General features: G+C 58.1%; 11 protein-coding genes and 1 pseudogene. 1 reads left to right on the forward strand and 11 read right to left on the reverse strand.

Annotation, left to right across the window (positions count from 1 at the left end; all coding sequences use genetic code 11):
- Positions 1-123 precede the first annotated feature (123 nt).
- Positions 124-1,857, forward strand: coding sequence for an arginine--tRNA ligase (gene argS / locus KTH07_RS11245; protein WP_063161937.1), 1,734 nt, complete (start codon positions 124-126; stop codon positions 1,855-1,857).
- Positions 1,858-1,891: 34 nt separating this feature from the next.
- On the opposite strand, the gene KTH07_RS11250 is transcribed toward argS, so the two are convergent.
- The 11 genes and pseudogenes from KTH07_RS11250 to tar all read right to left on the reverse strand — a co-directional run bounded on the left by KTH07_RS11250 (position 1,892) and on the right by tar (position 14,950).
- Positions 1,892-3,031, reverse strand: coding sequence for a glycoside hydrolase family 105 protein (locus KTH07_RS11250; RefSeq protein WP_063161948.1), 1,140 nt, complete (start codon positions 3,029-3,031; stop codon positions 1,892-1,894).
- Positions 3,031-4,620, reverse strand: a pseudogene (locus KTH07_RS11255) (MFS transporter). Before KTH07_RS11255 ends, KTH07_RS11250 begins: the two are co-directional and overlap by 1 nt.
- Before the next feature lie 260 nt (positions 4,621-4,880).
- Positions 4,881-5,273, reverse strand: a complete 393-nt coding sequence (locus KTH07_RS11260) for a flagellar protein FlhE (protein WP_023303901.1) — start codon at positions 5,271-5,273, stop codon at positions 4,881-4,883.
- Positions 5,273-7,351, reverse strand: coding sequence for a flagellar biosynthesis protein FlhA (gene flhA, locus KTH07_RS11265; protein ID WP_023303902.1), 2,079 nt, complete (start codon positions 7,349-7,351; stop codon positions 5,273-5,275). The genes KTH07_RS11260 and flhA overlap by 1 nt, the downstream gene beginning before the upstream one ends.
- Positions 7,344-8,492, reverse strand: coding sequence for a flagellar biosynthesis protein FlhB (gene flhB / locus KTH07_RS11270; RefSeq protein WP_006811100.1), 1,149 nt, complete (start codon positions 8,490-8,492; stop codon positions 7,344-7,346). Before flhB ends, flhA begins: the two co-directional genes overlap by 8 nt.
- 150 nt (positions 8,493-8,642) lie before the next feature.
- Complete coding sequence (gene cheZ / locus KTH07_RS11275; RefSeq protein WP_003859718.1) at positions 8,643-9,287, reverse strand: protein phosphatase CheZ; 645 nt, start codon at positions 9,285-9,287, stop codon at positions 8,643-8,645.
- A gap of 10 nt (positions 9,288-9,297) precedes the next feature.
- Positions 9,298-9,687: a chemotaxis response regulator CheY gene (cheY, locus tag KTH07_RS11280; RefSeq protein WP_000763862.1), complete on the reverse strand. Its 390-nt coding sequence runs from the start codon at positions 9,685-9,687 to the stop codon at positions 9,298-9,300.
- Positions 9,688-9,704: 17 nt separating this feature from the next.
- On the reverse strand, positions 9,705-10,754 hold the full coding sequence (locus KTH07_RS11285; protein WP_014884341.1) for a chemotaxis response regulator protein-glutamate methylesterase: 1,050 nt from the start codon (positions 10,752-10,754) through the stop codon (positions 9,705-9,707).
- Entirely contained in the window at positions 10,751-11,617 is an 867-nt protein-coding gene (gene cheR / locus KTH07_RS11290) for a protein-glutamate O-methyltransferase CheR (protein ID WP_017384409.1), read from the reverse strand. Before cheR ends, KTH07_RS11285 begins: the two co-directional genes overlap by 4 nt.
- 19 nt (positions 11,618-11,636) lie before the next feature.
- On the reverse strand, positions 11,637-13,238 hold the full coding sequence (tap, locus tag KTH07_RS11295) for a methyl-accepting chemotaxis protein IV (RefSeq protein ID WP_017693235.1): 1,602 nt from the start codon (positions 13,236-13,238) through the stop codon (positions 11,637-11,639).
- 44 nt (positions 13,239-13,282) lie between these two features.
- Complete coding sequence (gene tar / locus KTH07_RS11300; protein WP_023303904.1) at positions 13,283-14,950, reverse strand: methyl-accepting chemotaxis protein II; 1,668 nt, start codon at positions 14,948-14,950, stop codon at positions 13,283-13,285.
- Positions 14,951-14,953: the final 3 nt, after the last annotated feature.

Consider the following 14,953-nt stretch of genomic DNA (forward strand, 5'->3'; position numbering starts at 1 on the left):
ATTCTGAGCGATCTTCGCCCCCCGCAGGGCTGACGCCCGAAGGCATTTGCAGTATACTCCCGCCCTAAATTCTTAAACTGGCGTGGGTGTTTTTTACCCGCATCAAAAACGTAAGGTATCCAGGTGAATATTCAGGCTCTTCTCTCAGAAAAAGTCAGTCAGGCACTGATTGCCGCAGGTGCGCCTGCGGATTGCGAACCACAGGTTCGTCAGTCAGCGAAAGTACAGTTTGGCGACTATCAGGCTAATGGCGTGATGGCAGTGGCTAAAAAACTGGGCATGCCGCCGCGACAGCTCGCTGAGCAGGTACTGACGCATCTGGATCTCACCGGCATCGCCAGCAAAACCGAAATCGCCGGTCCAGGCTTTATCAACATTTTCCTTGAGCCTGCGTTCCTGGCAAGCCACGTTGACGCGGCGCTGAAGTCTGACCGTCTGGGCGTGGCTCAGCCAGAAGCCCAGACCGTGGTGGTTGACTACTCCGCGCCAAACGTGGCGAAAGAGATGCACGTCGGTCACCTGCGCTCCACCATCATCGGTGACGCGGCGGTGCGTACCCTGGAGTTCCTTGGTCACAAGGTGATCCGCGCTAACCACGTAGGCGACTGGGGCACGCAGTTCGGCATGCTGATCGCGTATCTGGAAAAGCAGCAGCAGGAAAACGCAGGCGAAATGGCGCTGGCAGACCTGGAAGGTTTCTACCGTGAAGCCAAAAAGCACTATGACGAAGATGAAGCCTTCGCCGAGCGCGCGCGCAGCTACGTGGTAAAACTTCAAGGTGGCGACCCGTACTTCCTCGAGATGTGGCGCAAGCTGGTGGACATTACCATGTCCCAGAATCAGCTCACCTATAACCGTCTGAACGTGACCCTGACCCGTGACGACGTGATGGGTGAAAGCCTGTATAACCCGATGCTGCCAGGCATTGTGGCGGACCTGAAAGCTAAAAATCTGGCGGTGGAAAGCGAAGGCGCAACGGTGGTGTTCCTTGATGAGTATAAAAACAAGGAAGGCGAACCGATGGGTGTGATCGTCCAGAAAAAGGATGGCGGCTATCTCTACACCACCACCGACATCGCCTGTGCGAAATACCGTTACGAAACCCTGCATGCGGACCGCGTGCTGTATTACATCGACTCCCGTCAGCACCAGCACCTGATGCAGGCGTGGACTATCGTGCGTAAAGCGGGTTATGTGCCGGATTCCGTGCCGCTGGAACATCACATGTTCGGCATGATGCTGGGTAAAGACGGTAAGCCGTTCAAAACCCGTGCGGGCGGCACCGTGAAGCTTTCCGAACTGCTGGATGAAGCGCTGGAACGCGCGCGTCGCCTGGTGGCCGAGAAGAACCCGGATATGCCTGCTGACGAGCTGGAGAAACTGGCTAACGCGGTTGGGATCGGCGCGGTGAAATACGCGGATCTCTCCAAGAACCGTACCACCGACTATATCTTCGACTGGGACAACATGCTGGCGTTTGAAGGCAACACGGCGCCATATATGCAGTACGCTTATACCCGCGTACTCTCCGTCTTCCGTAAAGCCAATATCGACGAAAGCGTGCTGGCGAATGCCACGGTGACCCTTACCGAAGATCGTGAAGCACAGCTGGCTGCCCGCCTGCTTCAGTTCGAAGAGACGCTCTCCGTGGTCGCGCGTGACGGTACGCCGCACGTTATGTGTGCTTACCTGTACGATCTGGCCGGTCTGTTCTCTGGCTTCTACGAACACTGCCCTATCCTCTCTGCTGAGAGTGAAGCGGTGCGTCACAGCCGCCTGAAGCTGGCGCAGCTGACGGCGAAGACACTGAAGCTCGGTCTGGATACCCTGGGTATCGAAACCGTAGAACGTATGTAAAAAAGAAACCCGGCGAGCGCCGGGTTTTTTATTATCAGAAATATTTCCGCAAATATTCCGTCAGACACAGAATCGCCATTGCCTGGCCATACGGCATCGAGGTCAGCGGTATCTGGCGGTAAAACGCCAGATCGCTTCCCATCCCCGTCCCGAAGGACGTTTGCAGCAGCTCCCCTTCCGGGGAGATGTTTTGCACGATGCCGCGAATCGCTTTCTCCGCCACCTCTGCGTACTCTGCGCCGACATAACGCTTGCGCACGGCTTTCAGGATGCCGTAGGCAAACCCTGCCGTGGCCGACGCCTCCAGATAAGAATCAGGATCGTCCAGCAGCGTATGCCACAATCCGCTCTCGTCCTGACATTTTGCCAGTGCGGCGATCTGCGCGTTCAGTACCTGCACCAGATAGCGACGAACGGCGTTGTTTTCCGGCAGATCCACCAGCTCGAGGAAATCCGGGATGACGATGGTCAGCCAGCTGTTGCCGCGCGCCCAGCGGACCCGGGCAAAGTTGTGATTGCCGTCGTAATTCCAGCCGTGGAACCACAGCCCGGTCTCCCGATCCATCAGATTCTGTACGTGGAGCAGGAACTGATAGATCGCCTCCTCGACGTACTCCGGCTTGTTCAGCAGCTTGCCGATTTTCGCCAGCGGCAGCACCGTCATCATCAGCGTGTCATCCCACATCTGCTGATGGTTCTCTTCCGCCAGGGTGATGTGCTGCATGCCGCCATGTTCGGTGCGCGGCATCTCATTCATCGCCCATTCCGCCCAGCTTTCCAGCCACGGCAGCCAGGCAGGATTTTTGGTCTCTTCGTAGCGATACGCCAGCGTCAGGAACGGCGACATGGTATTCACGTTTTTGGTGGTTGCGCCTTCAGCGAAACGGTCAGCAAACCAGCTGTCGATAATCTCGCGCATGCCTTCGTCACCGGTCTGGCAGTAATACTGCCAGATACCGTATAAACCGACGCCGTGGGTCCATTCCCATCCGGCCCAGCCTTTGGTGTCGATCACGCGCCCGTCGTCCAGCCGCAGCAAAAACTCACCCGTTTTGTCGTGGATATTGACCAGGTTATGCGTCACCTTTTGAATCAGCGATTTCAGCTCATCCCTGGCGATAAAGCGCTCAGGCTGACGCAGTAACGGGCTATGTTTGACAGGCCAAACTTTCATCATCTTAACCTCTGTTGTATGTCGAATTCAGTACCGCGCGATCCTTCAGCGAAGGGGCCGCCGGCTTATTGCGATTCAGATAACCGATGTTGTTGTTGCCCCACAGGGATTCATACGGCATACCGGCCAGCATCTCCACGGTAGCGCGGGCCTGCGGGGTCACCGCCTCTGGCATCGCATGGCCGGACTCGCGCATTTTCGCGGTCTCTTCACGCAGGGTGCTGTGAGTCTGCAAATTGAGTTTGAAGCGCAGGGAGACAAGGAAGCCGCAGAACAGCACCAGAATAGTGCCAACGCTCAGGATCATCAGAATGGTGTGGCTCACTTCCGCAGGTTGCACTTTTTGCCCGCTGACAAAGCCCGACATCTGCATCACGATCCCCACCAGCATCACCGCACCGGCCTGAGACGCTTTACGGGTCAGCGTCATGATGCCCGCGAAGATCCCTTCGCGACGCTGACCGGTGATCACTTCGTCCACGTCAGCAATGTAGGTGTAGGTATTCCACGGTACGTAGTTGATACCCCCGCGGCCAAGACCGGCAACCGCAGAGATCAGCAGCAGCAGAGCGTAAACGTCGCTCAGGCCCGCGTAATAAAGCACCGCGTAAGAGAGCGAGGCCAGACCAAACAGCACGACCACCATGCGGTAAGACGGCGCAGGTCCGAAGCGAATGCACAGCGGGATCATGCCGATCACGGCGAGGAACTGGAAGATGGCCATCGTGCCCAGCAGGTTGGACGCCATTGACGCCTCCTGCATCAGCACAAATACCACGTAATAGGTGAACACCGCATTAAAGACGTCCTGGGCGATGTAGCCGCCAAGGTACATCCCCAGATGCTGGCGGAAAATCTTGATGCGCAGCGTCGAACTTAATTCGACAAAAAGACGGTTCAGGCTCTGGCCCAGGGTCAGCTTTTTCTTCTCTTCCTCGGCACGCAGAGCCGCTTCAGACCACTCTTCGCGCGGACGCTCCCAGGTGAAGAACCAGACGAAAGTAAGCATCAGCGCGCAGAGTACGGAGAAGACCAGGCTTGCATAGAAGAAGGAGATCGCGTTGTCTTTGCCGAAATGCGTGAGCAGGATCCCCGGCAGGAAGGAGGCCAGAATGGCGGACATCTGCGCCATAGAGATTCGCGCCCCGGAGAATTTGGTTTTCTGTTTGAAATCGTCCGTCATCTCCGGCACCAGCGTTTCGTATGGCACCAGGATCATGGTGTAGACGATATCAAAGATCAGATAGGTCAGCAGGTAGTACCAGAAACTCATGTCCCCTACCCACATCAGCGAGTAGCTGAAAACGCAGGGAATACCGAGCAGGATGAAGAACTTACGACGGCCAAAGCGCTTGCCCAGCCAGGTGGTGCCAAAGTTATCGGTTAAAAAGCCCATTAACGGGCTGACAACCGCATCCAGCACCCTTGCGGCAGCGAAGATAAAGGTTGCTTCAATCGGTGTGAGTCCACAGAAGGTGGTATAAAAATACAAAAGCCAGGCGGCCGTCAGGGCGGTAGTCCCCGCCCCCGAGGAAGTCCCCTGACCCGTAAGCAAAATAATTTGCGAGTCCAATTTTACGTGTTTTCATTGCCGTCAACCCTAATCAGTTTTGGGAGACTCCCTGTAAGCAACCTCGTCCGGGAGTTTTTACACGGCTACAGTAAAAGTATCGACCTGTTGATACCTTTCTGTTTCTGCCATCACAAAGTGGTGAATGGCAAAAACGCAAAGAGTGTCAATACGCGTGTCACTGATTTATAAAACAGCGTTTCTTTTGTATCAAAAGGGAAGGTCATTTTTGCGAGCCAGCCTTCAGAAATGCCTGGAGACTGGCGAAAAGGCGGGCAGTTAGCGGTAGTTGACGAGCACCTCGTTGCGCTGAACCTTCAGCGCCGGGATGAGACGTCCACCGCCTGGCACTTCCCAGATAAAGCGTAAAGGCTCCTGAGCAGACACCCCGTTGAAGGCCTGGGTAGTGCCACGTTGACCCTCGATTTCCGCGCAGCGGGTCAGCGAGCACAGCCGCACCCGCAACCCGGCCGGTGTGGGTCCCGTCAGGGTGTAATTCCAGGCCACCAGCGTCATCTGCCCGGACACGGGCTCAGAGGCGGACAGCGGACGGGAGGAGATCGACTCCCCCCGATGGTTGAGCGTCAAGCCGATACTGCTGGCCTGCCATGCCCCCTCGCCTGCGGCCTGCGCCGCCAGCGGGAAAAGTAAGATCCACAGCCACTTACGCATTATTTCCCTCCTATGGTCGCCGTCATGCGAATATTGCGGTTATCGGACAGCTCCATATTCGACAGCACTACCAGCTGGTTCAGGCTCCGGCGCAGGAAGCGCGACAGCAACGGACGCAGCGCGTGATTCACCAGCAGCACCGGCGGCGCGCCCAGCATCTCCTGACGCGCCAGCGCCTCCTGGGTTTGCGCCAGTAATCTGTCCGCCAGACCCGGCTCCAGCCCGCCACCGCCCTGCAACGCCTGAAGCAGCAGACGTTCCAGCGGCGTGTCCAGGCCAATGACCTGCACTTCGCCGGTTCCCGGGAACCATTGCTGGGTAATGGCGCGTCCGAGCGCCACGCGCACCACCGCCGTCAGTTCGTGCGGATCGCTTTGCAGCGGCGCATGTTCGGCCAGCGTCTCAAGGATGGTACGCATATCGCGAATGGGCACCTTCTCATCGAGCAGATTTTGCAGCACTTTGTGCAGGGTGGTTAAGGTCAGTACGCCCGGCACCAAATCTTCGGTCAGCTTCGGCATCTCCTGCGTTACGCGGTCGAGCAGCTGCTGCGCCTCCTGACGTCCAAACAGTTCCGCGGAGAACTGGCCAATCAGGTGGTTGAGGTGCGTTGCCACCACGGTACTGGCCTCAACGACCGTGTAACCCTGAATCTGGGCCTGCTCTTTCAGGGCGCTCTCAATCCAGATTGCCGCCAGACCAAAGGCCGGGTCGGTCGTCTGCTCACCCGGCAACGTGCCTGCGGCGGTGCCCGGGTTAATCGCCAGCCAGCGGCCGGGGTACGCATCACCGCTGCCGATTTCCACCCCTTTCATCAGGATGCGGTAGCGCGCGGGCGGGAGATCCATATTGTCCCGGATGTGGACCACCGGCGGCAGGAAGCCCATATCCTGGGCGAATTTTTTACGAATGCTGCGGATACGGCCAAGCAGCTCACCATCCTGCTGGAAATCCACCATCGGGATCAGGCGGTACCCCACTTCCATCCCCAGCGAATCTTCGAGCTGTACGTCGTTCCAGGTGGCTTCCACCGCCTGGGTGTTCTCAGGCATTTTGACCGGCGCAGGCTCTGCCTTAGGCTGCGTTTCCCGGCCACGCATCCACCAGGCAAGCCCCAGCAGCGCAGCGGTGAACAGCAGGAATACCAGGTTTGGCATGCCCGGCACCATACCGAGCAGGCCCAGCACCGCCGCGGAGAGCAGCATAACGCGCGGGTTGCTGAAGAGCTGCCCCACCATCTGCTCGCCCACGTCCTGATCGGTACTGACGCGAGTCACAATCACGCCCGCCGCGGTGGAGATCACAAGCGCCGGGATCTGCGCCACCAGACCGTCACCAATGGTCAGCAGCGTATAGCTTTCCGCCGCGTGGCTCATGTCCATGCCGTGTTGCAGCACGCCGACGAGCAGGCCGCCGACGACGTTAATCACCATGATCAGAATGCCCGCGATGGCGTCACCGCGCACAAACTTACTCGCACCGTCCATGGAGCCATAGAAATCTGCCTCCTGGGTCACTTCGGCACGGCGTTTTTTCGCTTCATCTTCCGCGATCAGCCCGGCATTCAGGTCGGCGTCGATGGCCATCTGCTTGCCCGGCATCCCGTCGAGCACGAAGCGCGCGCCCACTTCAGCGATACGCCCCGCCCCTTTAGTGATAACCATGAAGTTGATAATCACCAGAATGACGAACACCACGATACCGATGGCGAAGTTGCCGCCCACCAGGAAGTGACCGAAGGCTTCGACCACCTTGCCCGCCGCCGCCGCGCCGGTGTGCCCTTCCATCAGGATGATACGCGTGGAGGCAACGTTCAGCGCCAGGCGCAGCAGCGTGGTGAACAGCAGGATCGTTGGAAACGCGGCGAACTCCAGCGTGCGCTGGGTGAACATCGCCACCAGCAACACCATGATGGACAAGGCAATGTTGAAGGTGAAAAGCAGGTCGAGGATAAATGCCGGTAACGGCAGCACCATCATCGACAGAATTAACAGGATCAGAATCGGTCCGGCAAGGATCTGCCATTGCGTCGATTTCAGGTTGCCGGGCAGGCGCAACATTGCCACCAGATTAGCCATCAGTGTCCTTCTCGTTCAAAAAATCCAGTGCTTCAGGCACCGGCAGGTTCTCAGGTTTTACAGGTCGTTGACCGCCCGCTAAACGCCAGCGTTTCAGTTGCCACACCCAGGCCAGCACCTCTGCGACAGCGGCGTAGAGCTGGCCCGGGATCTGTTGTCCAATTTCCGCGTGGCGATACAGCGCGCGAGCCAGCGGCGGTGCTTCCAGGATCGGCACACGGTTTTCCGTGGCAATTTCACGAATGCGCAGCGCAATCAGCCCGGCCCCTTTCGCCACCACTTTCGGCGCGCTCATTTTGTTTTCGTCGTACTGAAGCGCCACGGAATAGTGAGTCGGGTTGGTGACGATGACGTCGGCTTTCGGCACATCTTCCATCATGCGCCGACGCGCGGCGGCGCGCTGCATCTGGCGGATACGGCCCTTAACGTGCGGGTCGCCTTCCATCTGTTTATATTCATCGCGGATGTCCTGACGCGACATTCGCAGCTTTTTGATATGGGAATAGATCTGGAAGATAACGTCGAACGCCACCATCGGAATAATGCTGAGTACCACCAGCAGCGAGCATAACCCGACCAGGTTCAGGGCATTCTTCATCGCCGTCATCGGGGACTCGCTGATGAGGCGCATCATCTCCGGCCAGTGGTGCCACAGAAAAAACCCGGCGGTACTGCCCATAAGAAGCGATTTCAGGATCGCTTTAAGAAGCTCAGCCCCGGTTTGCGCGGAAAACATTTTCGCAATGCCGGGGAACGGATTGAGCTTAGAAAATTTCGGTTGCAGCGATTTTCCGCTGAACACCAGGCCACCGAGCATGACCGGCGAAACCAGGGCCACGATGACCACCCCCGCGATCAGCGGCAGCAAGGCGATCATCGCGCTTTTCACAAGGTTGATGATCTGAATGAGGATCAGATTGGGGTCATTGACCATGCTGTGATCAAAACGTAAGCCAGCCGAGAGCATTCCCGCCAGTCTGCGGGCGAGCATCTCCCCGCCCCACCAGATTATGCAGACGCCCACCACCAGGATCAGCAGGGATGTCAGCTCTCGGGATCGGGGGATCTGCCCATCCTCACGGGCTTTTTCAAGTCGGTGGGGTGTGGGGGCTTCTGTTTTGTCGTCGTTCTCTTCTGCCACTGTGCCTGCTCGCAGCCCATTAATTCACGGGTATCATGCCAGCGCAGAGAAAATCCAATGGCGGGAAAAGCCCGTTTATTCGGGCTCTTTTCACTGTTTTTGTTCTGAGCTGCCTCAGGCCGCGTTAACGACCTGAGGCAGAACGGGCAATCAGAAACCAAGACTGTCCAGCAGATCGTCCACCTGATCCTGGCTCGCCACCACGCCCGCTTTGCTGGTGTCAAGCTGTGGACCATTGAGCAGGCTTTCGTTCTCGCGTTTCGGACGGGCAGCCGGTTCCGGTATGTTCTCGAGCAGCACCATCAGCAGCTGACGTTCAATCTCCTGAATCACATCCATCATGCGCTTGATCACCTGGCCGGTGAGGTCCTGGAAATCCTGTGCCATCATGATGTCCAGCAGCTGGGCGTTAGTGAAGCTGGTGTGTCCCGGCACGTCACCCAGGTACTGACGGGTATCCGTTACCAGTTCGCGGGCATCCGCCAGCTCAATAGGGTTCTCAAACCACTCATCCCAGCGTTTGCTCAGCGCTTTCGCCCCCTTCTCCATCGCATCCTGGTGCGGCTGCGAGGCTTCAACGCTGTTCAGCGCACGCTCGGCCGCCTGCGCGGTCATCTGCACGACGTAGTCCAGACGGTCGCGCGCGTCAGGGATGGCTTCCGCCGCTTCGGCGATAGCCTGGTCCAGCCCCAGCTCGCGCAGGCTGTCGCGCAGCATGCGGGTCAGGCTACCAATGCGGGCAATAATGTCGCTCGGCGAATGTTCTTCAACGGGTTTCATAGCAGGTTGCAACATATCCATCACCTCACATGCCGAGTTTCTCGAAGATCTTCCCGAGCTTCTCTTCCAGAGTCGCCGCGGTGAATGGCTTCACCACGTAGCCGCTTGCGCCCGCCTGTGCAGCGGCAATAATGTTCTCTTTCTTCGCTTCTGCGGTCACCATCAGCACCGGCAGAGAGGCCATGCCCGCATCCGCGCGGATGGTTTTCAGCAGTTCGAGACCGTCCATGTTCGGCATGTTCCAGTCGGAAATCACAAAACCAAACCCGCCAGCCTGGAGTTTGTTCAGCGCATCCACCCCGTCTTCTGCTTCTTCAACATTGTTGAAGCCCAGCTCTTTCAGCAGGTTGCGCACAATGCGACGCATGGTGGAAAAGTCATCCACAACCAAAAACTTAAGCTCTTTATCCGCCATAAAATAATACTCCTGAGTCAAATACGTATTGCCTGTCCGGCACTGATTTTCGCCAGCATCTGCTGGCTTACCTGGCTAAGATCGACCACTTCGCTTACGCCACCCATATTGATGGCCTCGCGCGGCATGCCGAACACCACACAACTTGCTTCATTCTGCGCAATCGTCCAGGCGCCAGCCTGGTGCATCGCAAGCATTCCGGCGGCGCCGTCGTTGCCCATCCCCGTCAGGATCACCCCAACGGCGTTGCGCCCCGCATGTTTCGCCACCGAATGAAACAGCACATCCACCGACGGACGGTGCCGGTTAACCGGCGGCCCGTCATGAATTTTGATTTGATAGTTCGCCCCGCTGCGCGCCAGCTCCATGTGCTTGTCACCCGGGGCGATATAGGCGTGACCCGGCAGCACGCGCTCGCCGTCTTCCGCCTCTTTCACGCTGATCTGGCACAGCTTATTCAGGCGCTCCGCGAACGAACGGGTAAACCCTGGCGGCATATGTTGCGTAATCAGAATACCCGGGCTTGAGAGCGGCAATGGCTGGAGTACATGGCGAATTGCCTCTGTTCCTCCGGTTGACGCCCCAATGACCAGCAACTTTTCCGAGCTGAGTAACGGCCCTGCCTTCAGGGTTGCCGGAGCTGCCATCGGCTTGTGGGCCGCGAGTTTTGCGCGCGACGCGGTACGGATTTTCTCGGCGATCATCTCGCTGTACGCCAGCATCCCCTCGCGAATGCCGAGCTGCGGCTTGGTGACAAAATCCACCGCCCCCAGCTCCAGCGCGCGCAGGGTGATTTCTGAACCTTTACCGGTCAGAGATGACACCATCACCACCGGCATCGGGCGCAGGCGCATTAATTTTTCCAGGAAATCGATGCCATCCATGCGCGGCATTTCAACATCCAGCGTCAGCACGTCGGGGTTATATTTTTTGATTAAATCCCGCGCGACCAGCGGATCGGGCGCTGTCGCCACCATCTCCATATCGCTGTGGCTATTGATGATTTCGGTCATGATCTGACGCATCAGCGCCGAATCATCGACAGACAATACCCTGATTTTACTCATGCTTTTTCCTTACTCAGCGCATATACCGTTTGCCCACGCAGGCTAAACTCACGCACGAGGTTGCTGAAGTTTTCCGAGTGCCCGGCAAACAGTAAACCGTCAGGCTTGAGCAACGGAACAAAGCGACGCAGGATGTCCTGTTGCGTCGTTTTATCAAAATAGATCATCACGTTACGGCAAAAAATGGCGTCGAATGGCCCCGGCACGTTGTACTGCTTATCCAGTAAATTAACGGGAGCAAATTCCACGCAGTTCGCCAGCTCCTGGCGTACGCGCACCAGTCCTTCATGCGGGCCGGTACCGCGCATGAAGTAACGCTGTAGCTGCTGAGGAGACAGCGTTTTAAGCTCATCCTGGCGATAAACGCCGTTACGGGCTTTTTCCAGCACTTCGGTATCGATGTCGCTGGCGTACACTTTCCAGCGGCCCGGCGCCATGCCCAGGGTGTCCGCCAGGGTGATGGCCAGCGAGTACGGCTCTTCCCCGGTAGAGGCCGCCGCGCTCCAGACGCGATACTCTCCGCTACGGCGACGGGCGTGTTCCGCCAGCACCGGGAAGTGATGCGCCTCGCGGAAAAACGCGGTCAGGTTGGTGGTTAATGAGTTGATAAATGCCTGCCATTCGGCGCTGTTCTGGTTCGCTTCGAGCATGCTCAGATAGCGGCCAAAATCATCCAGCCCCAGCGTACGCAAGCGCCGCACCAGCCGGTTGTAGACCATGTCTCGCTTATGGTCCGCAAGCACGATCCCCGCACGCTGGTAGATTAACTGACATATCCGACGAAAATGCGCGTCGGACAGCGCGAGGCGCTGTGTCATCTGCAACAATAATGACGTTTGCCCTGAGGGCATGGGTGATGTCATAGCGCCTTCTTAATCACATTCAGGATACAACGGGCACGGCCTGTGACCGTCCGACTTCTGTTACTGCTTCAACGTGCTCTTTCACATTAAATACGGCGACCAACCCGGTAAGGTGATCCGCCTGGTTTGCCAGCTGATCGGTCGCCGCCGCCGCCTCTTCCACCAGTGAGGCGTTCTGCTGCGTAACCTGATCCATCTGTGTAACGGCCTGCGCCACCTGCTCAATACCACGGCGTTGTTCATCAGACGCCGAGGCAATCTCGCCCATAATGTCGTTAACCCGCGTCACGGAGGTGACAATCTCGTGCATGGTCTGCGCGGCGGTATCCACCAGCGCGGAGCCCTGCTGAACGCGGGAGACCGACTCTTCTATCAGCCCTTTGATCTCTTTCGCCGCATTGGCGCTGCGGCTGGCGAGGTTTCGGACTTCACCGGCAACTACCGCGAACCCGCGCCCCTGCTCCCCGGCACGCGCCGCTTCAACGGCCGCGTTCAGCGCCAGAATATTGGTCTGGAACGCGATCCCGTCGATGACGCTGATAATGTCGCCAATTTTCTGCGAGCTGGCGGCAATCTCCTGCATCGTACTGGCGACGTGAGAGGCCTGATCGCCCCCACGTTTCGCCGTCATCGCCGCCTGTTTTGACAAGTCGGACGCCTGACGCGCGTTATCGGCGTTCTGGCTTACCGTCGCGGTCAGCTGCTCCATGCTGGCCGCCGTCTGCGCCAGCGATGCCGCCTGCTGTTCGGTGCGGGATGAGAGATCGTTATTGCCTGCCGCAATCTCGGAGATCCCGGTATGCATGGCGTAACTGCCCTGGCGAACGTTGCTTACCGTTTCCCGCAGCGACCCCTGCATCGCCTTCAGGCTGGCGAAAATCGCTGATATTTCATTCCTGCCATACACGGCCACCGGACGCGCCAGATCGCCCTTCGCCATACTGTCGAAGTGGCTGCTGACGATGGCCAGCGGCTGGACGATCATTTTGCGCGACCACCACAGCGAGCCGCCGGTCAGCAGGGCGGCCAGGATCACCATGGTCAGGAAAATCGCCCCTGACATGCGGTAGCTGGTACGGCTGTCCGCACCGGCACGCGCCACAAACTGGTTAATATCCTGCTGCCAGGCGTTAAAGCTGCCGTCGAACGCCGCCTGAGACGCCTGCACCGGCGCGGTCAGGAAGTCAGAAAGCTGGTTGTTCTCCAGCCACGTCGCCTGATGGTCGAGATCGCCGTACCACACATCAAAGGTCTTTTTCATGGCGACTTTCAGCGCTTTCTCTTTCTCACTGACCGCCTCCTGCGCCGTAAAGGCCTTAAACTGCGCGTCGGCCTGCTTCAGGCTGCTGCGGGCCACGACCATCAGCGCCTTAATATCCTCCGGCGGATAGCTCAGCGCGGTTAACGTCCCTGCTTTGTTCAGCGCAGTGCTTGCCTGCAACAGCACGGCACGCGTTTGTGCCAGTGCGGAGCGCTGCTGATTACTCGTCTCAACTTCCTGCAAATTCTGATAGCCATCGCGAAACGCCCAGAAAGACAACCCGTTACTGCCAACCTGCAAAACCCCACACAGGATCAGAATCAAAAACAGTGTGGTCGAGATACGAATACGATTTAACATCCACGCTCCCATCAAGCGGCAAGCAGCCGCGGTTTAATTGTCAGTCAAAATGTTTCCCAGTTTTCATCTTGTCCGGTCACCGCTGCGCGCGTACGTGTTGTCACGGGCGCCGGGGTTGCTTCGCTGTACGCCGACCGCGAGCTGACCGTATTTGTCGTTTTTGAAGTAAGACGGAACGCCGAGACGGCCATTTTCAGGCGGCTCGCCTGGTCCTCCAGCGCAGCGGCCGCGGCAGCGGACTCCTGCACCAGGGCGGCGTTTTGCTGCGTCACACGATCCATTTCCGATACCGCCAGGGCGACCTGGTCAATACCACGACTCTGCTCATCCGATGCAGAGGCGATTTCACCCATGATGTCCGTCACGCGCGTCACGGCATTCACGATGTCATTCATGGTTTCACCCGCACTTTCCACCAGCACCGAGCCGGTATCCACGCGTGAAACAGAGTCTTCAATCAGGGCTTTGATCTCTTTCGCCGCATTGGCGCTGCGGCTGGCGAGGTTACGCACTTCGCCGGCGACCACGGCAAACCCGCGCCCCTGCTCGCCCGCACGCGCCGCTTCAACGGCCGCGTTCAGCGCCAGGATATTGGTCTGGAAGGCGATACCGTCGATTACGCTGATGATGTCGGCGATTTTCTTCGAGCTGTCGGCAATGTCATGCATGGTTTTCACCACGCCGTCGACCACCCGACCGCCGCGCTGGGCGGTGTCGGACGCGCTTTCTGCAAGCTGCGACGCCTGGCGGGCATTGTCGGCATTCTGCTTCACGGTCGCGGTGAGCTGCTCCATGCTGGCCGCCGTCTCTTCCAGAGCGGATGCCTGCTGTTCGGTACGGGACGAGAGATCGTTGTTGCCCATCGCGATTTCACTCGTGCCGGTATAGATGGCATCCGCCCCCTCGCGCACGTTGGCGACGGTATCAATCAGCGAACGCTGCATATGGTCGACGCTGGTTGCCAGCTCGGTGATCTCATTGCGGCCAGAAACGGTCAGCGTTTTCGTGAGATCGCCCCGGCCAATATCACGGATATGGGCAATGACGCGGCCAAGCGGGTTAAGCAGGATATGACGAATGCCGTACCACACGGCCACCAGTACGATGACCAGCGCGAGGGCGAGAACCGCCATCTGCCATTTCGCGAAACGGTAGTCGTTCTGGCTTTGCGTGAACGCGGAGTGATAAAGCTCGCCGCTGGCTTTAGCGTACTCGCCGAGTGCCGCGCCGAGGGCGTTCTGCATTCCCTGGGTCGGCTGCGCGAAATAGGCGTCCATATTGCCCATCTCCAGGAACTGCACCAGCTCCGTGAGGCCGGCGAAGTAGGCCTGATATTTTTCATCTATGTTCGCGCTCGCCTGCGCCATTGCCGGCTGAGGGGCGATTTTTTTGAAGGCGTCGTAATGTTTCGCCGCGTCTGCCAGCGTGGCGCGCGCATTCTTCAGCAGTTCCGTTTTTGCGCTGCTCTGCTGGTTATTTGGGTCCATCATCATGCGGGCAGACGAGCGGCTCAGGTTGATACGCGTCTGCAACATCAGATCCCAGGTCGTGGTCAGTTCGCTTTGCTGCATACGCAAATCGTTCGAGGCCGCGAAGCTGTCCTGGTTCTGTTTTAACGACGAGAAAAAGAGGCCGCCAGAAGTAAGCTGAAGAAGTGCGAAAATGACCAGCACCATCATAAGCATTGTGACAACGCGGATACGGTTCAACATACA

The organism is Enterobacter cloacae complex sp. ECL72 (assembly GCF_019056635.1).
GTDB classification, from domain to species: Bacteria; Pseudomonadota; Gammaproteobacteria; order Enterobacterales; family Enterobacteriaceae; genus Enterobacter; species Enterobacter hormaechei_C.